At 73.7% G+C, this 20608-nt stretch carries 22 protein-coding genes; 9 read left to right on the forward strand and 13 right to left on the reverse strand.

All coding sequences use genetic code 11. The features are described from left to right. The first annotated feature begins 23 nt into the window (after positions 1-23). The gene (locus tag LRS74_RS17080; protein WP_277744794.1) at positions 24-1508 is read left to right on the forward strand and encodes an MFS transporter; all 1485 of its coding nucleotides are present in this window, start codon (positions 24-26) and stop codon (positions 1506-1508) included. On the opposite strand, the gene LRS74_RS17085 is transcribed toward LRS74_RS17080, so the two are convergent. Then, a complete protein-coding gene (locus LRS74_RS17085; protein WP_277741808.1) occupies positions 1474-3189 on the reverse strand; it encodes an ATP-dependent DNA ligase in 1716 nt (571 codons plus the stop codon). The two genes, LRS74_RS17080 and LRS74_RS17085, sit on opposite strands and share 35 nt — an antisense overlap. Positions 3190-3271: 82 nt before the next feature. Beyond that, positions 3272-3499, reverse strand: coding sequence for a DUF2277 domain-containing protein (locus LRS74_RS17090; RefSeq protein WP_277741809.1), 228 nt, complete (start codon positions 3497-3499; stop codon positions 3272-3274). Positions 3500-3620: 121 nt separating this feature from the next. Between LRS74_RS17090 and LRS74_RS17095 the strand changes: the two genes are divergently transcribed. The 3 genes from LRS74_RS17095 (at position 3621) to LRS74_RS17105 (ending at position 6134) form a co-directional block, all read left to right on the forward strand. After that, positions 3621-4754, forward strand: coding sequence for a sigma-70 family RNA polymerase sigma factor (locus LRS74_RS17095; RefSeq protein WP_277741810.1), 1134 nt, complete (start codon positions 3621-3623; stop codon positions 4752-4754). A 67-nt stretch (positions 4755-4821) separates the two neighbouring features. Beyond that, positions 4822-5232: a hypothetical protein gene (locus LRS74_RS17100; protein WP_277741811.1), complete on the forward strand. Its 411-nt coding sequence runs from the start codon at positions 4822-4824 to the stop codon at positions 5230-5232. Between the two features lie 11 nt (positions 5233-5243). Continuing rightward, on the forward strand, positions 5244-6134 hold the full coding sequence (locus LRS74_RS17105) for a hypothetical protein (protein WP_277741812.1): 891 nt from the start codon (positions 5244-5246) through the stop codon (positions 6132-6134). A gap of 89 nt (positions 6135-6223) precedes the next feature. Here the strand turns inward: LRS74_RS17105 and LRS74_RS17110 are convergent, their stop codons facing one another. Continuing rightward, on the reverse strand, positions 6224-6385 hold the full coding sequence (locus tag LRS74_RS17110; protein ID WP_186318985.1) for a hypothetical protein: 162 nt from the start codon (positions 6383-6385) through the stop codon (positions 6224-6226). Positions 6386-6448: 63 nt separating this feature from the next. Further along, positions 6449-6844: a hypothetical protein gene (locus LRS74_RS17115; RefSeq protein WP_277741813.1), complete on the reverse strand. Its 396-nt coding sequence runs from the start codon at positions 6842-6844 to the stop codon at positions 6449-6451. Positions 6845-7044: 200 nt separating this feature from the next. Between LRS74_RS17115 and LRS74_RS17120 the strand changes: the two genes are divergently transcribed. Then, positions 7045-7533: a potassium channel family protein gene (locus LRS74_RS17120; protein WP_277741814.1), complete on the forward strand. Its 489-nt coding sequence runs from the start codon at positions 7045-7047 to the stop codon at positions 7531-7533. Positions 7534-7676: 143 nt separating this feature from the next. On the opposite strand, the gene LRS74_RS17125 is transcribed toward LRS74_RS17120, so the two are convergent. Genes LRS74_RS17125 through LRS74_RS17140 form a run of 4 tightly spaced genes read right to left on the reverse strand, consistent with a single transcriptional unit; the run spans position 7677 to position 11444 of the window. Next, positions 7677-8993 carry a cytochrome P450 gene (locus LRS74_RS17125; protein ID WP_277741815.1) on the reverse strand — a complete coding sequence of 439 codons (1317 nt, stop codon included), beginning with the start codon at positions 8991-8993 and terminating at the stop codon, positions 7677-7679. After that, positions 8990-10084 (reverse strand): amidohydrolase family protein, encoded by a 1095-nt coding sequence (locus LRS74_RS17130; protein WP_277741816.1) that lies wholly within the window; start codon positions 10082-10084, stop codon positions 8990-8992. Before LRS74_RS17130 ends, LRS74_RS17125 begins: the two co-directional genes overlap by 4 nt. Further along, positions 10081-11097, reverse strand: coding sequence for an NAD(P)-dependent oxidoreductase (locus tag LRS74_RS17135; RefSeq protein WP_277741817.1), 1017 nt, complete (start codon positions 11095-11097; stop codon positions 10081-10083). The genes LRS74_RS17130 and LRS74_RS17135 overlap by 4 nt, the downstream gene beginning before the upstream one ends. After that, a complete protein-coding gene (locus LRS74_RS17140; RefSeq protein ID WP_277741818.1) occupies positions 11094-11444 on the reverse strand; it encodes an antibiotic biosynthesis monooxygenase family protein in 351 nt (116 codons plus the stop codon). Before LRS74_RS17140 ends, LRS74_RS17135 begins: the two co-directional genes overlap by 4 nt. Before the next feature lie 398 nt (positions 11445-11842). Between LRS74_RS17140 and LRS74_RS17145 the strand changes: the two genes are divergently transcribed. After that, the gene (locus LRS74_RS17145; protein WP_144383247.1) at positions 11843-12271 is read left to right on the forward strand and encodes an SHOCT domain-containing protein; all 429 of its coding nucleotides are present in this window, start codon (positions 11843-11845) and stop codon (positions 12269-12271) included. 78 nt (positions 12272-12349) lie between these two features. Here the strand turns inward: LRS74_RS17145 and LRS74_RS17150 are convergent, their stop codons facing one another. Continuing rightward, entirely contained in the window at positions 12350-13669 is a 1320-nt protein-coding gene (locus LRS74_RS17150; RefSeq protein ID WP_277741819.1) for a hypothetical protein, read from the reverse strand. A 107-nt stretch (positions 13670-13776) separates the two neighbouring features. Next, entirely contained in the window at positions 13777-15174 is a 1398-nt protein-coding gene (locus LRS74_RS17155) for a DUF2252 domain-containing protein (RefSeq protein WP_277744795.1), read from the reverse strand. Between the two features lie 512 nt (positions 15175-15686). Between LRS74_RS17155 and LRS74_RS17160 the strand changes: the two genes are divergently transcribed. Continuing rightward, positions 15687-16418 carry a flavodoxin family protein gene (locus tag LRS74_RS17160; RefSeq protein ID WP_277741820.1) on the forward strand — a complete coding sequence of 244 codons (732 nt, stop codon included), beginning with the start codon at positions 15687-15689 and terminating at the stop codon, positions 16416-16418. Positions 16419-16616: 198 nt separating this feature from the next. Continuing rightward, complete coding sequence (locus LRS74_RS17165; RefSeq protein WP_277744796.1) at positions 16617-17120, forward strand: hypothetical protein; 504 nt, start codon at positions 16617-16619, stop codon at positions 17118-17120. Between the two features lie 48 nt (positions 17121-17168). Here the strand turns inward: LRS74_RS17165 and LRS74_RS17170 are convergent, their stop codons facing one another. Both LRS74_RS17170 and LRS74_RS17175 read right to left on the reverse strand, forming a co-directional pair. Beyond that, complete coding sequence (locus LRS74_RS17170; RefSeq protein ID WP_277741821.1) at positions 17169-17534, reverse strand: PH domain-containing protein; 366 nt, start codon at positions 17532-17534, stop codon at positions 17169-17171. Between the two features lie 259 nt (positions 17535-17793). Beyond that, entirely contained in the window at positions 17794-18396 is a 603-nt protein-coding gene (locus LRS74_RS17175) for a TetR/AcrR family transcriptional regulator (RefSeq protein WP_277741822.1), read from the reverse strand. A gap of 162 nt (positions 18397-18558) precedes the next feature. On the opposite strand from LRS74_RS17175, the gene LRS74_RS17180 reads away from it, so the two are divergent. Beyond that, positions 18559-19617: an aldo/keto reductase gene (locus LRS74_RS17180; protein ID WP_277741823.1), complete on the forward strand. Its 1059-nt coding sequence runs from the start codon at positions 18559-18561 to the stop codon at positions 19615-19617. Positions 19618-19639: 22 nt separating this feature from the next. On the opposite strand, the gene LRS74_RS17185 is transcribed toward LRS74_RS17180, so the two are convergent. Next, the gene (locus tag LRS74_RS17185; RefSeq protein ID WP_277741824.1) at positions 19640-20605 is read right to left on the reverse strand and encodes a helix-turn-helix domain-containing protein; all 966 of its coding nucleotides are present in this window, start codon (positions 20603-20605) and stop codon (positions 19640-19642) included. Positions 20606-20608: the final 3 nt, after the last annotated feature.

A 20608-nucleotide genomic window follows, 5' to 3' on the forward strand; every position in this document is an offset into this window, starting at 1 on the left:
GAGACGGCGGTGGCGGCAAGGGCATGGCACTCGCCGTCATCGCCGCGTGCCAGCTGATGGTGGTGCTGGACATCACCATCGTCAACATCGCGCTGCCGGACATCCAGAGCGCGTTGGACTTCTCCACGACCGGTCTGTCCTGGGTGGTCAACGCCTACACCCTCGCCTTCGGCGGGCTGCTGCTGCTCGGCGGCCGGGTCGGCGACATCCTGGGCCGCAGACGGGTGTTCAGCTACGGGGTGCTGCTCTTCGCGTTCGCCTCGCTGCTCGGCGGGCTGGCGCAGACCTCCGGCTGGCTGTTGGCGGCCCGGGCGCTCCAGGGCGCCGGGGGCGCCATCGCCTCCCCGACCGCGCTGGCGCTGATCACCACGACCTTCACCGAAGGCCCGGAGCGCAACCGGGCCTTCGGCGTCTTCTCCGCCGTCTCGGCGGCCGGTGGGGCGATCGGGGTGCTGGCGGGCGGGATGTTGGTCGAGTGGCTCGACTGGCGCTGGATCTTCTTCGTGAACGTGCCGATCGGCCTGGCCATCGCGTTCATCGCACCGCGCCGGCTGGCCGAATCCGAGCGCCATCCAGGCCACTTCGACCTGTCCGGCGCGCTCACCTCCACCCTCGGCATGGCCTCGCTGGTCTACGGCTTCATCCGGGCCGCGCAGGACGGCTGGCGGGACCCGCTGACGCTGACCGCGTTCGGGGCGGCGGTGGTGCTGTTGACGGCGTTCGTCGTGGTCGAGCGGCGGTCGCCGCAGCCCATCACCCCCCTGTGGATGTTCGGCGACCGCAACCGCGCGGCCACCTACGGGATCGCGCTCAACCTGGCCGCCGCCATCTTCGGCGTCTTCTTCTTCCTGACCCTCTTCGTGCAGGACGTGCTGGACTACAGCCCGCTCCAGGCCGGGGTGGCGTTTCTGCCGGTGAGCGCGCTCATCGTGGTCGGCGCGGGGCTCGCCTCCCAGCTGCTGCCGCGCTTCGGCCCGAAGCCGCACCTGGTGGCCGGCGCGCTGCTCACCACCGCCGGACTGGTTTGGCTGACCCGGGTCGAGCCGGACAGCGGCTACCCCGGGTCCATCCTCGGCCCGATGCTGGTCTTCGCGCTCGGCATGGGGCTCCAGTTCATCTGCCTCACCCTGATGGCCGTCTCGCGCGTGGCCCCACGCGAGGCCGGGGCCGCGTCGGGGCTGCTCAACGCCACCCAGCAGGTGGGCGGTTCGCTCGGGCTGTCCATCCTGGTGACCGTCTTCTCCACCGCCAGCCGCAACCGGGCCGAGGAGGTCGTCCCGCGCTTCCTGGCCGAGGCCACCGCGAGCGAGCGGGCCGCGTTCGCGACCACGGGGCGGCTGCCGCCGCCCTGGAACGACGAGATCCTGACGGCGGGCATCAGCACGGCCTTCACGGCAGCCGCCGTGTTCACCGCGATCGGGGCGCTGATCGCGCTGCTGGCCATCCAGGTGCTGGCGTCCGACCTGGACAACTTCAAGGGGCGGGGCCACCCTCCGGCGGGGTCCTGACATCGGATGCGGTCGCGCCTGGCGGTGTGGTCGTGTCCTGCGGTGTGGTCGTGCCCTCCGTAGTGGCCGTGCCTGGCGGTGTGGCCGTGACGCCCGGTGTGGTCGTGGCCTCCGGTGTGGTCGTGGCCTCCGGTGTGGTCGTGGCCCCCGCGCGCAGCGCCAGCACCGTCTCCACCGTGTCCGCCTCCGCCGCCGACTTGTCCTCGCGATAGCGCACGACGCGGGCGAAGCGCAGGGTGACTCCGGCGGGGTAGCGGGAGGAGCGCTGGAGGCCGTCGAAGGCGATCTCCACCACCAGCTCGGGGCGGACCCGCACCACCCAGCCGTCGTCGCTGACCGCGATCCGCTGGAGCGCCTCGGTCTGCCAGGCGAGGGTGGCGTCGGTCAGCCCCTTGAAGGTCTTGCCGAGCATGGCGAAGCCGCCGTCCGGGAGACGGGCGCCCAGGTGCAGGTTGGAGAGCCTGCCGGTGCGACGGCCGTGGCCCCACTCGGCGGCGAGCACCACCAGATCGAGGGTGAGCACCGGCTTCACCTTCAACCAGGCCGCGCCGCGCCGGCCCGCGCTGTACGGGGCGTCCAGCGCCTTGGCCATCACCCCCTCGTGGCCCTGCTCCAGCACCTCCCGGGCGAACTCCCGCACCGCGTGGCGGGTGTCGGGGTCCGTCGGGTCCTCGGCCACCAGCCGTCGCACCCGGCGCCTTGCCGGGGCGATGCGCGCCAGCTCCGCGTGGCGCTCGCGGGTCGGACGGCCGAGCAGCTCCCGGTCGTCGAGGGCGAGAAGGTCGAAGAAGACCGGGTGCAGCGGCAGCGCGGCCCGGGCGCCGGCCACGTCGAGCGTGGAGCCGACCCGGCTGGAGACCTCCTGGAAGGGGCGGGGCCGGCCGTCCTCGTCGAGGGCGATCACCTCGCCGTCGAGCACGGCCCGGTCGGCGGCCAGCTCGCGGGCGGCCGCGACGACGTCCGGCAGCCGGTCGGTGATCTCGTCCAGGGTGCGGGTGTAGATCCGCACCGTCTCGCCGTCGCGGTGCACCTGCACCCGGATGCCGTCCAGCTTCTCCTCGACCGCGCAGGGGCCCAGCCGGTCCAGTGCCTCGTCCACGTCCTTGGCGCTGTGCGCCAGCATGGGCTGCACCGGCCGCCCCAGCTCCAGCCGGAACGCCGCCAGCGCCGACGGGCCGCCGGCCAGCAGCGCCCGCGCCACCGCGCCGAGCGAGCCGCCCAGCATCACCGCCCGGCGTACCTCCTCGGGCTGGGCGTCGGCGGCCACGGCGAGCCCCTCGACGGCGAGCGCGTCCAGGGCGCCCTGGCGCGGCTCCCCGCCGATCAGTCGGAGCAGAAAGCCCTGTTCCTCCTCGGTGGCGGCGGACATCAGCGCGGCCAGCAGCCGCTTGCGCTCGGCGGTCGCGCCCTTCCCGGCCACGGCCGCGATGCGGTCGAGCGCCGCGTGCACCTCCGCCACCTCCAGCCGCGCCTCGGTGGCCGGCGGCGGTCGCTCGCGCAGCGTGCTCCAGCCCAGCCCGGTGCGGCGCTGCGGCAGCCGGCCGGCGAGGTAGGTGATCACTACAGGCGCCTCGTCCGGCGGCGTCCGCGCGAAGAGCCGGGCCAGGGCCGCGACCTTCGCCGAGCGGGCCGCGGTGGCCGCGACCTCCCCGGAGGTCCGGGCTACGTCGGCCAGCAGCATGCGTCCATCGTCGCCCGCGCCGGGCGGCCGCGCAGGTCCGCCACCGGCCCGACCGGGCCCGTCGGTCGTGGCAGGGCGCTCGTCAGGGGCTCGGGGACCGTGCCGCGCCGCGCACCTCCAGCCCGTCCAGCAGCTCCCGCGTCGCCTCCGCCACGGCCGTGACCGCCTGGTCGAAGACCAGCCGGTTGTGCGCGGCCGGGGCGTGGAAGCCGGACACCTTGCGTACGTACTGCAACGCGGCGGCCGCGATGTCCTCGTCCGAGACCTCCGGCGTCATGGGCGGTCGCAGCGTCTTGATGCTTCGGCACATGGCTCCAGTGTCCGCCTTCCCCGTCCGTCACCGTCGGCAACGGCCTCCGGGACCGTCCTCGACCTCGGTGGCGCTGTCAGTGGCCCGTCCTAGGCTGAGGGACGAGGCGGAGGGCTGGCTCATGACGGATGCCGTGGCGACACACCCCGAGAGCACCGAGAGCACCGAGAACACCCAGAGCACCGGGAGCACCACGAGCGCTGAACGTACCGAGGGCGCCGCGCGGGACGAGGGCGTGGAAGCGCGCCTGGAGCGCCATCGCGTCGAGCTGACCGGGTACTGCTACCGGATGCTGGGCTCCCCCTTCGAGGCGGAGGACGCCGTCCAGGAGACCATGGTGCGCGCCTGGCGGAGCTTCGGCACCTTCGAGGGGCGCGCGACGCTGCGGTCCTGGCTGTATCGCATCGCGACCAACGTCTGCCTGGACATGCTCGGCGGCAGCCGGCGGCGGGCCCGTCCGATGGATCTGGCCTCGCCGGTGAGCCCCGGCGTCCCGCTGCCCGACACGCTGCCCGAGGCCACCTGGATATCCCCGGTGCCCGACGGTCGGGTGGTGCCCGAGGGCGGCGACCCGGCGGAGGTGGCGGTGGCCCGGGAGAGCGTCCGGCTGGCGTTCGTCGCCGCGCTCCAGCACCTCGCGCCGCGCCAGCGCGCGGTGCTCATCCTGCGCGAGGTGCTCGCCTGGCGCGCCAGCGAGGTCGCCGAGCTGCTGGGCACCACCGTCGCCTCGGTCAACAGCGCCCTCCAGCGGGCCCGGGCCACCCTCGCCGCCCGCGACGTGGCCGACACCGTCACCGTGACGTCCCTGGACGCGGAGCTCGCTGCCCTGCTGGCGCGCTATGTGGACGCCTTCGAGGCGTACGACCTGGACGCGCTGACCGCGCTGCTGCACGAGGACGCCACGCTCTCCATGCCGCCGTACGGGCTGTGGCTGCGCGGCCACGCCGACATCCGCGGCTGGCTGCTGGGCCGGGGCATCGGCTGCCGCGGCTCCCGGCTGCTGCCGGTGGTGGCCAACGGCACGCCCGCCTTCGCGCAGTACCGCCGCGACCCCTCGGGCGCCGGTCACCGGCCCTGGGCGCTCCAGGTCCTCGAGATCACGGACGGCCGGATCGGCGGGCTGAACGCCTTCCTCGACACCGACCGGCTCTTCCCGCTCTTCGGCCTCCCGCCCCACCTGGGCGAATGCCGCGGTCCCTCACCCGAATGGGCTAACAAATGGCGCCGCCGTGCCGGCGCGGCCGGACGCTCTTGATGCACGGCGTGTGCCCGCGCGAGGGCCGCACAGGCGCACGGCACAGGCTCTCGGAAGGGAGATCCCCATGAGCCAGCAGACCCAGCACGCGCGGGCGGGGAGCGACACCGTCCACGGCGGGGTGATCTTCGCCGCGGTTCTGATGATCGTGGCAGGTGTTCTCGCGATCCTGCAGGGCATCGGCGCCATCGCCGAGGACGACGTGTACGCCCGCATCGGCGACTACGTCTTCGAGTTCGACCTCACCGGATGGGGCTGGATCCATCTGATCCTCGGCATCCTGGTGTTGCTCACCGGCTTCGCCCTGCTGAGCGGCCAGGGCTGGTCCTTCATCGCCGGCATCATCTTCGCCGGGCTGAGCATCATCGCGAACTTCATGTGGCTGCCGTACACGCCCGTGTGGTCGATCATCCTGATCGCCATCGCGATCTTCGTGATCTGGGCGCTGTGCGTGTACCGGCCGGTCAACCGCCGCTGACCGGAGTCCGGATGACCGACGACCACCCCGGTCCGCTGCCGCTGCCGCCGGTCTCCGAGCCGTACTTCCTCCCGTTCTTCTACGGGGCGTGGCACAACCTCGGGCTGGACTTCGCCACCGATCCCGGCCCGGCCGTCGAACTGCTGGCCGAGCACCACCCCGCGCTGCGGGTGGCCGAGTTCGACGGCCGGGCCTGCGTCTCCCTCAACTACCAGCTCTACTTCGCGCAGTTCCCCGAGGGATTCGGGGTCACCCAGGAGGTGGAGCTCAACGTCATCGCCTATCCGACCGCCGCGGCCGGCCGGCTGCCCCGGGTCGGCTACGAGGAGTACGCCCGGGGCTTCGACCAGACCGGGCTGCGGGGCATCGCCCGGCTGAAGGTGCTGTGCGACAACCCGGTGGCCATCGACGCGGGCCGCACCCTCTACGCGGAGCCGAAGGAGGCGGCCTGGTTCGCGGCCACCATGCCCTCCCTCAACGGTCCGCCCGCGGACGTCTGGTCGGTGACCTGCGGCGCGGCCGAGCTGAGCGGGGACGGGCGGACGATCGCCGGCCGGGGCGGGGAGCTGTTCCGGCTCCACGCCGACCTGACCGGACTGGCCCGGGAACCCGTCGCCGCCACCCCCGTCACCGGCTACGGCACCGAGCCCGACGGCCGGCTGCTGGCCGGCGCGCTCCTCGTACACCACCCGTACCAGCGCTACGCGCTCGAGGGCGCCCCGCGGCCCGAGGCGGGCGGGGAACCCGACCGGGTGCGGCTGACCGTGGAGGATCCGTCCTCCGCCGTCGGCCGCCTGCTCACCGAGCTGATCGGGGACGCTCCCGTCGCGGGCGTCTGGACCTGCCAGTCGCCCCCGGTCGCCGCGAACCACCGCCCGTACTACCTCCCCGACCGGGGCTGAGTCCGGGGGTGAGTCGGGTCGGTGCCCGTGGCCGGGCCGGCGAACCGAAGGCGGGTCGTGACCGGCGACCGGGCGGCGGGCCGGGGTCGCTAGGGCCGGTCCGGATCCGGCGCGTCGGCTTCCCCGGTGTCGTCGGCGGCACCGTCGTCGTCGAGGCGGTCGTTCTTCCGCTGGCGCGGCCGCTCGTTGAGCGCGCGCATGACTTCGGCCCGTACCAGGGCGTTCAGGACTGCGTAGGGATCGATGGGCATGGCGGTGTCCTCACGGGGCGCAGGGGTGGTCGTGGGCTGGTGAGGCGCGTCGAACGCGCGGGCTCAGCAGCGCAGGACCACACGGCGCGCCGCGTGAGCGGCGGCCGCCGGCGACTCGACGCCCGCGGTGGCGAGGCAGTCCGTGTGCGGCTCCGTCGGGGCGGCGGGCGCGGGCCGTGGCGGGGGAGCGCCGCCCGGGCACCGCCGCCCGCCGTGCAGCCGGACCGCGGCCCCATCCGCCGCCCCGTCCGCGTAACCCTCGCCGCCCGGCTCGCTGGAGGCGGAGACGGTGCGCGGCTCCACGGGCTGCCCGGCCGCTGCCAGACCGGGTACGAGCGCCGTGCTGACCACCGTGACCAGCACCAACAGCGTCATGGCCGCACGCCCGCGCAGTGCGCGAGCCGCGTCGTGCGCGGCCCCCGCTACGGCGCTGCGCACGGTGTTCGCTGCGGTGGGCACGGCATTCATGGCACCGACGGACCTCGCAGACCTCCCGGTTCCTGGACAGCTCATCTGTCTCACACGGCTGACCGATTCGCTCCACCTACCCGGAAGAAACACCCTATTGGGGGTATTTCATGGCGCTCGATGGGTGTCCCTCGTGCGCCCCGCGGTGCCGGCGCGCTCCTCACGCACGCCGGGTGGGTAGCGTGCCGGCCGTGGTGTCGTCGTTCTTCGGGCTGCTGATGGGCCGGCTGCTGGGCAGCGGCTGGTGGCGCAGGTTCCATGTGCGGGCCGCGCTGTGGGGCACGGCGGTCACCGTGCTGGTGCTCCTGGGCGGCTCGGCGCTGATCGTGCCGGCCGAGGAGAACGCGCCGGACGCCAGCATCACCTCGTTCCCGCGGGCGGTGTGGTGGGCGATCGAGACCGCCACCACCGTCGGCTACGGGGACCTGTATCCGGTGACCGCGCTGGGGCGGGTCATCGCCACCGTGGTGATGCTCGCCGGGATCACCACCTTCAGCGTGGTGACGGCCGCGGTCGCCACCTGGTTCGTGGGCAGGGCGGCGCACGACATGCACCACCTGGGCGCGACGCTGCACGACTTCACCCAGGAGCGCGAGCAGGCGCTGGCCCGGGAGATGCGCGCCGTGCACGACCGGTTCGACCACATCGAGCGGCTGCTGCGCGACCGGCAGCAGCGCTGAGGGGATCCGCCGGGCCCACCCGGAGGATCCCCTCGCGCCCTGCTCGGCCGGCGCCGCACGGGCCCTGACCGAGGGGCGTACGTGCTCCGGCGGAGCGGTGTACGGGGCCGCGGCCCGGAGGCACCGGACCGCGGCCCCGGTGGTCACGCCGGGGCGAGCACCACCGGCAGCTCGGCCAGCCCCCGGAAGGCCGGGAACGGCACCTCCAGCCAGGGCACCTCGTCCGCCGGGACGGCCAGCGCCAGCTCGGGGAAGCGGGTGAACAGCGTGGTCAGGGCGGTCCGCAGCTCCATCCGGGCCAGCGGGGCGCCCAGGCAGTAGTGCACGCCGTGACCGAGCGCCAGATGCCCGGTCTGGATGTTCTCCTGACGCGTCACATCGAGCCGGTCGGGGTCCGTGAACCGCCGCGGGTCACGGTTGGCCGAGGTCAGCGAGATCTGCACCAGGGCGCCCTTGGGGATGGGCACCCCGCCGAGCTCCAGCTCCTCGGCGGCGTAGCGGAAGGTGGAGCTCTCCACCGAGCCGTCGTACCGCATCAGCTCCTCGACCGCGTGCTCCATCAGCTCCGGCCGCTCGCGCAGCGCGCGCAGCTGCTCCGGCTCCCGCAGCAGGTGGAAGACCGAGTTGCCGATCATGTACGCGGTGCTCTTGTGCCCCGCGAAGACCAGCAGGAACGCGGTGGACACCAGCTCGTGGTCGGTGAGTCGGCCGCGGCCGTCCTCCGCGTCCTCGTCCCGCACCGCGGCCAGCGCGCTGAGCAGGTCCTCGCCCGGCCGGTCCCGCTTGTCGCCGATGAGCTCGGTGAGGTAGCCGAGGAGCCGCCGCTCCGCCTCCGCCCCGGCCCGCTTGGACTCCGGGCTGAAGCCGGTGTGGGCGATGGTGGTCGACCACGTCTGCACGTCCCGGCGGTCGCTCTCGGGCACGCCGAGCAGTTCGCAGATCACCACCACCGGCAGCGGGAAGGCGAACGCGGTCAGCAGGTCGACCGGCTCGTGCGCGGGGCACGTGTCCAGCAGCCGGTCGGTGATCTGCTGGATCCCGGGGCCCAGCGCCTCCACCCGGCGGGGCGTGAAGGCGGCGGTGACCAGCTTGCGCAGCCGGGTGTGCTTGGGCGGGTCGCAGTTGAGCATGTGGTCGTCGAGCGCGACCGACGTCTCGCCGAAGATGCGCTGGTAGACGTCCATCGCCCCGTACATGTCCTTGCTCAGCCGGGGGTCGGCCAGCGCGGTCCGGGCGTCCTCGTACCGGGTGACCAGGTACGTGTCGACGCCGTGCGGCGGGCGCATCGGGCACACCGGGGCCGACTCCCGCAGCCGGGCGTAGACGGAGTGGGGGTCGCGCCGGAACTCCGGGGCTCCGCGGGCGGCCTGGGCCGCGGCGGCGGCCGTGGGGCCGTCGGCCGGGGCCCCGGCCCCGTCGACCGGTTCGTCGACGGGGCCGGGGCGGTCGAGTGTGGTCACGGTCTGCTCCTCAGGTCGAAGAGGGCCTCGGCGTTGCCGCCGAGGACGAGCTGCTGGGCCGCCGCGTCGATCGGAAGCTTCTCGATCGTGCGCAGCAGGTCCTCCAGCGGCGCGGTCAGCGGCGGGGAGTCGGTGCCGAACAGCATCCGCTCGGGGCCCAGGACCTCCGCGTTGAGCCGCAGATGGGCGGCGCTGAAGGTGCTGGTGTCCACGTACATGCGGCGCAGTGCGGCGACCGGGTCGGTGGCGGCGGCGGCCGGCGGGGGAGCCGTGGGGCGTCCGCCCCCGGCTGCCGGAGTGCCGCCTCCGGGGCGCGGAGCGCCCTCGCGGGCCGGGCGCTCGGGCGCCGCCCGGCCGGTCCCGCGCGGCGGGCCGCTCCCGCCCGCCGCGCGGCCCCCGGCCACCGGGGCGCCGCCCCGGCTGTGCCCCTCCCGGGGCCGCGCCGCCGCGGCCAGCCGCTCCGGCAGCAGCGCCAGCGCGCCGCCGCCGGTGGCGCCGATCAGCCGCAGTTCGGGGTACTTCTCCAGCCAGCCCGCGAAAGCGATCATCGCGAGGCCGGTGGTGACGTCGCCGAAGCGGCCGATCATCTCGACGAAGCGCGGGTCCTCGACCTGTTCGGTGCCGGCCGGTTCGGCCGGCGGGTGCACCATCACGGGCACCCCCAGCTCGGCCGCCAGCGCGAAGAAGGAGTCCGCGCGGGGCGAGCCGAGCTGCTCGCCGTGGACGCTGGAGTTGGTGATCAGGCCGACGAAGGCCGGATCGGCCAGGGTCTCCCGGACCCCCTCCAGATGGTCGTCGTCGCCGAACGGGTTGGCGTACACATAGCCGCGCAACTGGTCCGGGTGGGCGGCGATCAGGCCGGACATCCAGGAGTGGAAGGCGCGCAGCCGGTCGCGTGGTTGGGCGTAGTTGTCGACGCCGGGGACCCGGGCCATCGCGCCGGCCCCGACGGGGCTGCCGATGATGGTGAGGTCGATCCCCGCCTGGGCCCGGGCGGCGAGCATGCCGTCGACGTCGGTGAGGCTGGGCGGCATGGGGAACCGCTCGGCCGCCTCGGGCGGCGACAGGTGCCCGTGGATGTCGATGATCATGCGACCCTCCCCAGGTCGGGGGCGATCGCATGGACGACCGCCACACAGTCCTCGTCGCCGTGGCCCCGGTCGGTGGCGTCCCGGTGGGTGTGGGCGGCGGCGTCCACCAGCGGCAGCCGCAGCCCGGCCGCCGTCGACTGCTCGGCCGCCAGCGCCAGGTCCTTGGCCATCAGCCGGAGCCGGAAGTCCGGCTCGTCCCAGTGCCGGGCCGCCAGCCGGCGGGCCTTGAAGGACATCACCGGGGAGGCGAATCCGCTGCCGGAGATGGTGCGCAGCACCAGCTCACGGTCCAGCCCGACGGCCGCCCCCAGCTCCACGGCCTCGGCCAGCGCCTGCACCTCGATGCCCATGAGCAGGTTGAGGAGCAGCTTGACGCGCATGCCGGCGCCGAGCTCGCCGACGTGCACGACCTCCTTGCCGAGCAGCTCCAGCAGCGGCCGGCCGGCGGCGAAGTCGTCCCGCGGGCCGCCGACGAAGAGCCGTAGCTCGCCGTCGCGGGCGTGCTTGCGGTTGCCCAGCATCCCGACGTCCAGCACGGACGGGGTGCGGCCGGCGATGCGGGCGACCTCCTCGGGGGAGACGGTGCTGGCGCAGTAGAGGGTGCCCGGGTAGGGGCCCTCGGTCAGCACCCCGTCGGGGCCGTGCAGCACGGCGTCCAACGCGTCGCTGTCGGCCACGGCGCAGATCGCGGCGGTGGAGCCGGCGACGGCCTCGGCCGGGTGCGCCGCGGCGACGGCGCCCGCGCCGGTGAGCGGTGCGGTGCGCCGCGCGGTGCGGTTCCACACCCGGACCGGCACGCCCCGGTCGAGCAGCCGGGCGGCGAGCCCGCCGCCCATGGTGCCGACGCCGAGCACGGCCACGGGGCCGTCGGGGCGGAAGTCGGGGGTGTCGCGGCGGGCCTCGGGGCCGGCCTCCGGTGTGGTGCCGGAGGCCGGCCGCCTCCCCGCGGTGGGGTTCTCCGCGGTGGCGTTGTCCGTGGTGGCGTTCCTCGCGGTGGCGTGGGCGGGCCTCATGACAGCCCCCCACCGGTCTCCTCGACGATCCGGAACCGCAGCGATTCCGTCCGTTCCACCCAGACGCGCAGCGGGGCCACCAGCGCCTGGTGCTCCTCGCTCTGCTGCCAGGTGAAGAAGTGCTCCGGGGTCTCCCACTCGCTGGTGATCACCCAGCGGCGGGAGCCGTCGACGGGCTCGCCGAGCTGGTCCAGCAGATGTCCGGGTGTGCCGACGACGGATTCGCGGATCTGCCGGTACGCCTCGCGGAACCCGCGCTCGCCGCCTTCGACGACGTCGACGAAGAACACCACGCGCAGCTTCTGGCCGATGCGTTCGTGTTCGGGGGTCGTGTGGATCGTGCTCATGTCTCCTCCAAAGGGGTGAAGTCGGGCAGAGCACGATGTCTACGGACTCATGGCGGTCAACCGGTCGCAACTCTGTCCGATGCCCCGGGGCCGGAAAGCCCGTCAGGGCGGGGGTGTGCGCCGAGTGACTGGGCCGATCGAGTGAGCGCTTCTCACGCTGTGTGACCGGCTCCGGAGGGGGTTCGGAGGTGGCCCCGGAGCTTTCGGGGGCGGCCACGGGGTTTGGGGACGGCCCCCGGGGTTCGGGGATGGCCCCGGGGGGTTCGGGGGTGACGCCGGGGTCCTGGATTCACCCTCGCCGGGTGAGGGCGGCCTCCGTGTCCGGGCGGACGCTGATGGCGACGTGATCGGCGGACGACGGCGCCGCCGATGACCGCCGACGAGCAGGAGGAGAAGCGATGGACGGCTATCAGTTCCTGGCCGCGCAGACCTTGGCGTACGACTACCCCGTACTGGGCGCCTTCTGGACCGTGATGTGGATCTTCCTCTGGGTCTTCTGGCTGGTGCTGCTGTTCCGGGTGTTCGTCGACGTCTTCCGTGATCACGAGATGAGCGGCTGGGGGAAGGCCGGGTGGCTGCTCTTCGTGATCGTCGTGCCGTTCCTCGGCGTGCTGGTGTACGTGATCGCGCGCGGCCGGGACATGGGCCGGCGCGAGATCCAGCACGCGCGCGAGCAGCAGCGGGCGTTCGACGAGTACATCCGCCAGGCCGCGGGGACGGGCACGGTCGGCAGCGCGGACGAGCTGAGCAGGCTCTCGGAGCTCAAGGCGCGGGGTGACCTCACCGAGGAGGAGTTCCAGCGCGCCAAGGAGAAACTCCTGCGCTGACCCCTGCCGGGCGGCACCACGCGTCCCGCGCCCCCAGGGCGCGGGACGCGTGCCGTGTTCGACACGGGGGCGCCGTGGTCAGTGGCCGGCGGCCGGGCGCTCCGGCCTCGGGGGTCCGTTTCCGCCGGCCGCCGCCAGCACCCCGAGGATCAGCAGCACCAGAAGGACCAGTCCGAAGACCAGGGCCACGGCACCGGCGGTCGGGTAGTTCCAGATCACCAGGGCCAGCGCCCCGGCGCCGATGACGATGCCGGTGGTCCAGCGTCGGTGGGTGTCGAGCCAGCGCCCCGCCTGGCCGGTGCGCATCCCCTCGCGGGCGGCGGCCCGGCCGAGGGCGCCGACGGTCCGCCGGGCACCGGAGCGCAGGGCGCGGGCGCCGCGCCCCGGTCCGTAGAGATAGCCGGCGACGGCGGCGATCACGGCGATGACCAGCACCGTGCCGGTGGACTGGCGCAGATACCGCACGAGGGTGTCGTAGATCTCGGCGGCGGCGTCCGGGGACTGGGTGCCGAGCGGCACCGAATCCAGATAGATCTGGCGCGCCACCGCCAGGCCGACGAAGAGCACGACCATCATCACCGCCACCCCGATGCCGGCGGCCATCAGCGCCACCCGGTGCGAGGGCGCCAGCCAGATGGCGGCGCCGGCGAGCACCACGACCGCGACGGGCAGCCAGGTGCCGACGATGTCCAACAGCCGCATGCCCTCCTGGGCGTCGTTCAGCTTGTCGGTGTGCACCAGCACCACCGACTTGTCGACCTGCGGGATCGCCGCGGCCTGCTGGAATCCGGCGTCGACCAGCCGCTTCTGCACGTTCTCCACGACCGTGCCGATGTCGAGCACGATGTCGTCGCCCTTGGCCTGCACCGCGCTGCTGCCCTGCCCGGTGAGGACCTTGACGACGGCCGCGTGTGCCCGCTCGTTGGCGTCCACCCAGACGGTCTTGAACTGGTCGCTGGTCACCACCCGGTGCACCACGTTGTGCACGAACCCGTTGATCGCGCCCTTCAGCGGGTCGGTCAGCAGACGCGCGCCCTGGACGGCGGCCGGCGGCGCGTTGTCGGCGGCGAGTGTGTCGGCCAGCTCGTCGGTGATCTTCTTGACGTCGATCTGGTCCATCACCCGGTCGGTCAGCCGATCGGTCACCGCGTTCTGGATGGCCGGCTTGGAGGCGAGCGGGGCCACCGTCGCCACATACCGGTCCGCGTCGGTGACCTGGGAGTTCACCCAGCGGGCGAGCACCCCGACCGGCGCGAGCACGAAGACCAGCAGCAGCAGGACGGACGCCCCGAGGGTGCGCAGCCGCCGGTGCCGCACGGCGGCGTGGGCGCGGAGCCGTTCGTACTCCTCCCGCTCGTTGGAGGTGAGCGGCCGGTCGTCTGCGGGCTGTGCGTTCATGGGGAGATCCCCTGTCTCCGGGGGCGGCTGTCCTCGACCCAGCGTCGGCCGCTGGTCACGGCGCCCACATCGCCCGCCGCGGGGGAGATGGCCGGGTGGGCCCCGCGTCACTCGGGGTCGGCGTGCGGGACGCGCCCCGCGCGGGCGGCGGCGGCCAGGGCGGCGTGGTCACGCTCGTTCTGGTCCGCGTACGCCTCGGCGAAGTCCGGCAGCGCCCGGTCGAAGGCGTCGCCGGAGCCCAGGTAGGCGGCGATGGCGATCCGGTCCCCGGACCGCGCGTGCGCGCGGGCGAGCGTGGCGCCGCACAGCTGTCCGAAGAACCCCATGCCGGCCGGGTGCATCGCCTCGACCTGGGCGATGGCCTTCCAGTCGCGCAACTGGCGCACGTAGAAGTCGCGTCGCCGGCCGTCGATGCCCTCGACCCGGTCCCAGCCGAGGAAGATGTCGCCGGCGGCCTGCATCAGTCGCTGCCCCGCGACGACCCGCTGCCCCTGGTTCTCATGGACGCTCGGGCCGGCGTACGGCGCCAGCACCGAGGTGTCCGCCTCCTTGGCCTGGAGCAGCAGCGGATCCTCGTCGTCCCGCCCGAGCAGCAGCAGGATCCAGCAGCGGGTGCCGACGCTGCCGACCCCGACCACCTTGCGGGCCATGTCGACCAGCTGGAACTGGTCGAGCAGATGCCGCCGGTGGGAGGGGAGGGTGAGCCGGTAGTCCGTCAGCAGCCCGTGCAGCCGCTCCTCCAGCGCCTCCCGCTCCAGATCGGGCAGCAGCTCGCTCAGCGGGGTGATCAGCGGCGGGTCGGCCAGGATCCGCCGGGCGCCGTCCACGACCCCGGTGAGCTGGTGGTACGCGTGGACGTTGTCGTTGCGGCGGGCCGCCTCCACCGTACGGGCGAGCTGTCGCCGCCCCCGCTTGCCCAGCCCCGTCCCCGGCTGGGTCAACAGCCCGTCGAGCCGTTCGGCTTCGGCCTGGGTGTACCAGACGGCCAGGTTTCCCATGGTGGCGAAGCGGCGCATCCAGGTGCGGTAGGCGTGTGCGCAGGCCCGCACGATCTCGGCGCGCTCCGCGTCCGTGAAGCCGTTGCCGCGACCGGCGATCACCAGGCTGGCGGCCAGCCGCTTGACGTCCCACTCCCACGGGCCGGGCAGCGTCTCGTCGAAGTCGTTGATGTCGAAGACCAGGCGCCGCTCGGCGGAGCCCAGCAGCCGGAAGTTGAGCATGTGGGCGTCGCCGCACAGCTGCACCGTGATCCCGGTGTGCGGGGCCGCGCCCAGGTCCCCCGCCATGATCGCGGCCGCGCCCCGGTAGAAGCGGAACGGCGATTCCAGCATCCGCCCGTACCGGATCGGCACCAGCTCCGGCACCCGGAGCGCCGACTGTCGCTCCACCACGGCCACCGGGTCCTCGCGCCGGGTGCTCGGGGTGAACTCCCCCATGGCCGAGCGGGGCACCAGGGCCCGCACGGACCTGCCCCACGCGGTCCGCTCGCTGGGCGTGGCGCGCATCGGCGGCGTGACGCGGCCGCGGTCGGCGGCCCTGCGGTCACCCTCCACGACGCCTCCTCTCCGCCCCCTCGGGCTCGGCGGATGCTCGGGTTCTCGGGTCCTCGGCGCTCGGGTCCTCGGTGCTCGGCTTCTCGGCGCTCGGGTTCCTCGGCTCGATGCTGCGGAGCCGCCCGCCACGGGACATCACCCGGGCCGGGTGAGGCTCAGGGGTGACGGCCTGTCGCCCACACGCCGCGGCCGCGTTCCTGCGGTGAGGCGGCCACACCTCGCCGCTGCCGGTGCGGGACCCGATCCGGCACCTCGGGGACGTCCTCGACGACGTGGCCGGGGGGCGTGGCGGTGCGGGCGGTGTGAGCGCCCGGCGCACCGGCGCGCCACGGCGGGCCACGGCGGGCCACGGCGGCCCGGCGCGCCACGGCGGCCCGGACTCCGCGGTCCGGTAGACCGGTGACCGGAGGGGGAGCGGCAGGCGCCCGTGCGCGGGCGCACCAGGAACGGGTAAGGAGCCCGAGATGACCCCACCGGCCGAGACCCCCGGCCCCTACCGCTTCAACGACCTGCGCGCGCTCTTCGTCAACTGCACCCTCAAGCGCACCCCCGAGGTCAGCAACACCCAGGGCCTGATCGACCGGAGCCGCGCGTTGATGGAGGCGCACGGCGTCGTCACGGAGCTGGTCCGCGCGGTCGACCTCGACATCGCCACCGGCGTCTGGCCCGACATGACCGAGCACGGGTGGGATACCGACCACTGGCCGGTGCTGTACTCCCAGGTCATGGCCGCCGACATCCTGGTGCTCTGCGGACCGATCTGGCTGGGCGACAACAGCTCGGTGACGAAGCGGGTCATCGAGCGGCTCTACTCCTGCTCCAGCCTCCTGAACGACCGCGGTCAGTACGCCTACTACGGACGCGTCGGCGGCTGTCTGATCACCGGCAACGAGGACGGCGTCAAGCACTGCGCCATGAACGTCCTCTACAGCCTCCAGCACCTCGGCTACACCGTCCCGCCGCAGGCGGACGCCGGCTGGATCGGCGAGGCCGGCCCCGGCCCCTCCTACCTGGACCCCGGCTCCGGCGGCCCGCAGAACGACTTCACCAACCGCAACACCTCGTTCATGACGTGGAACCTGATGCACCTCGCGGCGCTGCTCAAGCGGTCCGGGGGCATCCCGGCCCACGGCAACCAGCGCTCCGCCTGGGACGCCGGCTGCCGCGCCGACTTCCCCAACCCCGAGCACCGCTGACCGACGGCGGGACCGTACCGAGACCCGGGGCCGTACCGAGACCTGGCTCCGTACCGAGACCCGGGCGGCACCCGCGGCCGTGCGGGACCTCGGGGGAGCGGCGACCCTGGAGGGATGACACGTCGGAAGCCCGCGCGGGGACCGGACGACGACCGCCCGCCCGACGGTGGTGGGGCGGTCGGGGACGCCGGTGAGGACATGGAGGGCATCGTCGCCGACGCGGCCACGGGCACGATCCGTACCGACTACGGCGGCGCGGTCTACGGCTCGCTGCTGGCCGCCTCGGTGGTCGCCGGCACCGCGGCCAGCGGCGACTACTCGCGGGTGGAGCTCATCGTGCTGCTGCTCGCCACCGGGGTGGTCTTCTGGGCGGCGCACGTCTACGCCCGGCTGGCCGGGGAACGCATCCTGCACCAGGCGGTGACCTGGCGCGAGGTCCGCCGGGTGGGCGTCGCGGAGAGGCCGACGGTGGAGGCGGCGGTGCCGCCCGCCGTCGCGGTGGCGGTCAGCCCGCTGCTGGGGCTGGGGCTGGTCGGCGCGGCCTATCTGTCGCTCGCCGTCGCCGTGACGCAGCAGATCGGGTGGGGGGTCGTGGCGCTGCGCCGGGCGGGGGCCTCCGCCCGCATGATGGCGGTGGCGGCGGCGGTGAACCTGGTGCTGGGACTGATGATCGTGGTGCTCAAGGCGGTGCTCCAACACTGAGCCGGAGCGCCGGTCCGCGCGTCACGCGCGGACCGGTCCGGCCGCGTCCTACCGGGCGACGAACTGCGTCAGGATCGCCTGCACCTCGTAGATGTCGACGCCCTTGGTGAACGTCTTCTCGATCGGGACGGGGTTGCTGGAGATCCAGATCTTCAGCTCCGCGTCGAGGTCGAAGGTGCCGGCGGTCTCCACCGCGAAGTGCGTGATGCTCCGGTACGGGATGGAGTGGTACTCCACCTTCTTGCCGGTGATCCCCTGCTTGTCGACGAGGATGAGCCGCCGGTCGGTGAAAAGGATGGTGTCGCGGACCAGCTGGAAGGCGGCGTGCACCTGCTCACCGTGGCCCAGCAGTCGCGCGAAGTCCCGCTGTGCCGCCCCCACGTCGACCGTGTGCGCGTTTCCGAACAGCCCCATGAAGATCCCCCATTAGGTGAAGATGCAACGAGTTTCCGCACTGTATACCGGCCGGGGCGCGGTGTCGCCGGTGGATTTCGCGGGGCCCGGGTGGGGGGCCGTGCACGGCGTGGGCGGTGAGGGCGGCGGCGAGCGCCGCCTTCGGGTACGCCCGTCCGGCGTTCGCCCGGCCGGCCGGCGTCCCGTCAGGTGTAGGCGCTCGCCCCGTCGGTCGGTGTCCCGTCAGGTGTAGGCGCTCGCCCCGTCGGTCGGTGTCCCGTCAGGTGTAGGCGCCCGCCCGTGCCGCGGCCGCGGCCGCCTCCGCCGCGCGGTCCGCCACGGCCTCGTCGAGGGGTCCGCCGCTGGCCAGCAGGCGGTAGTAGAGGGGGGCCGAGACGGCGCGGATCACCTCGTGGGCGTCGGTGCCCTCGGGCAGCTCGCCCCGGTCGACGGCCGCTCGCACGCACGGCGCCCACTCCGCGACGCGGATCTCGTAGAAGCGGTGCAGGGCCTCTGCCGTCCTCGCGTCGGTCGTGGCCGCGGCGATGATCGCCTTGAACAGCGCGCCCTGGCGCGGGTCGGTGAGGGTGCGCTGCACGAGCGAGGCGTTGGCCTTCAGGTCGCCGAGCAGCGACCCCGTCTCGGTGCGTGGCAGCGACTGTTCGGCCATGTCCGCCAGCAGGTCCGCGACCAGGCCGGCCACGGTCCCCCAGCGGCGGTAGACGGTGGTCTTCCCGACCTCCGCGCGGCGCGCGACGTCGGCGAGGTCCAGCTGGGCGAAGCCGTGTTCGGCCAGCGCGTCCCCGGCCGCCTGGAGCACCGCCGCCCGCACCCGCGCCGTCCGTCCACCGGGGCGGACGGTGCCGGGCCCGGCACCCTCCACGCCCTCATGGCCTTCTCCGCGGCCTTCTCCCCGGCCTTCCCCGTGTGCATCGCCTTCATGAGCCATAACGGGTCTCCAGTTCCATTAGTTGCTGATCTCTGTTACGGTGAAGCCATCTTAAAGGGGCTCCAGTCCCATTAACTCTCCTTGGAGGGATCGACCATGGAATACCGGCAGTTGGGTGCGTCCGGACTCAAGGTTCCCGCTCTGAGCTTCGGCGCCGGCACCTTCGGCGGCCAGGGGCCGCTCTTCGGCGCCTGGGGCACCACGGACGCCGAGGAGGCCCGTCGGCTGGTGGACATCTGCCTGGAGGCCGGCATCACCATGTTCGACACCGCGGACGTCTACTCGGCGGGCGCCTCGGAGGAGGTCCTCGGTGCGGCGATCAAGGGCCGCCGGGACCAGGTGCTGCTGTCCACCAAGGCCGGTCTGCCGATGGGGGACGGGCCGGGCGACGCCGGCACCTCGCGCTCCCGGCTGATCAGGGCGACCGAGGACGCGCTGCGGCGGCTCGACACCGACCACATCGACCTGTTCCAGCTGCACGCCTTCGACGCGAGCACCCCCGTCGAAGAGGTGCTGTCCACGCTCGACCTGCTGGTGCGGGCCGGGAAGATCCGTTACGTCGGGGTCTCCAACTTCGCCGGCTGGCAGCTGATGAAGTCCCTCGCCACCGCCGAGAAGCACGGCTACCCGCGCTATGTGGCGCACCAGGTCTACTACTCGCTCGTCGGCCGTGACTACGAGTGGGAGCTCATGCCGCTCGGCCTCGACCAGGGGGTCGGCGCCATGGTCTGGAGCCCGCTCGGCTGGGGGCGGCTCACCGGCAAGCTGCGCCGCGGCCGCCCGCTGCCGGCGGAGAGCCGGCTGCACCAGACCGCCGACTACGGGCCGCCCGTCGAGGACGAGCACCTGTTCCGCGTGGTCGACGTCCTCGACGAGATCGCGGAGGAGACGGGCAGGACGATCCCGCAGATCGCCATCAACTGGCTGCTCCAGCGGCCCACCGTGTCCTCCGTCATCATCGGCGCCCGCAACGAGGCCCAGCTGCGGCAGAACATCGGCGCCGTCGGCTGGTCGCTCTCGCCCGAGCAGGTGGCCAGGCTCGACGCGGCCGGCCACAAGCCGGCCCCGTACCCGTACTTCCCGTACGAGCGGCAGGAGGGGTTCGCCCGGCTCAACCCGCCGGTCATCGCCCCCGCTCCGCGGCCGGCCTCCTGACGTCGAGGCGCGGGGCCCCGGTTCAGGCTCCGGTGCGGAACGTGTGCCGATACGCCGAGGGCGACACCCCGATCGTCGCGGTCAGGTGCTGCCGGAGCGAGGCGCCCGTGCCGAATCCCGCCTCCGCGGCGACCCGGTCCACGGGCAGGTCGGTGGTCTCCAGCAGGCGGCGAGCGCGCTCGACGCGCTGCCGGGTCAGCCACTGGCCGGGCGCCACCCCCACCTCGTCCCGGAACCGCCGGGAGAACGTGCGGACGCTCATCCGGGCGTGCCCGGCCATCTCGGCCAGCGAGACGGGCCGGTGGAGCTGGGTGAGCGCCCAGGAGCGCGTCGCCGAGGTGGTCGCCGCGGCGGGTTCGGGCATCGGCCGCTCGATGAACTGCGCCTGACCGCCCTCCCGCCAGGGCGGCACCACACACAGCCGCGCGACGCGGTTGGCGACCTCGCTGCCGTGGTCGCGGCGGACGAGGTGCAGACAGAGGTCCACGCCGGCGGCGACGCCCGCCGCGGTGAGCACCTCCCCGTCGTCCACGAACAGCACCTCCGCGTCGACCTTGACGTTCGGGAAGGCCCGTTGGAAGTGCGCGGCCTCGTTCCAGTGCGTGGTCGCGGGGCGGCCGTCGAGCAGACCGGCCGCGGCCAGGACGTACGAGGCGGTGCAGATCGAGACGATGCGGGTGCCCGGCCGCAGCCCGGCCAGGGCCGCCGCGACCGGTTCGGGGAGCCAGACCCGGTCGTCCTGCGGGCCGCAGGTGAAGGGCGGGATCACCAGCGTGTCCGCCGTCGGGACGACCGTGCTCCCGTGCTCCACCGCCACCGCGAAGTCGGCGCTGGTGCGCACCGGCCGGCCGTCCAGGCTGCAGGTGAGCACCTCGTAGAGCGGCTCGCCGTCCGGTCCGGACGCGGTGCCGAATATCCGCACCGGGATGCTCAGTTCGAAGGGGTAGACCCCGTCGAGCGCGAGGACGACGACGCGATGGATGGCCATGGC

Origin of the sequence: Streptomyces sp. LX-29 (assembly GCF_029541745.1) — a bacterium.
Taxonomy (GTDB): domain Bacteria; phylum Actinomycetota; class Actinomycetes; order Streptomycetales; family Streptomycetaceae; genus Streptomyces.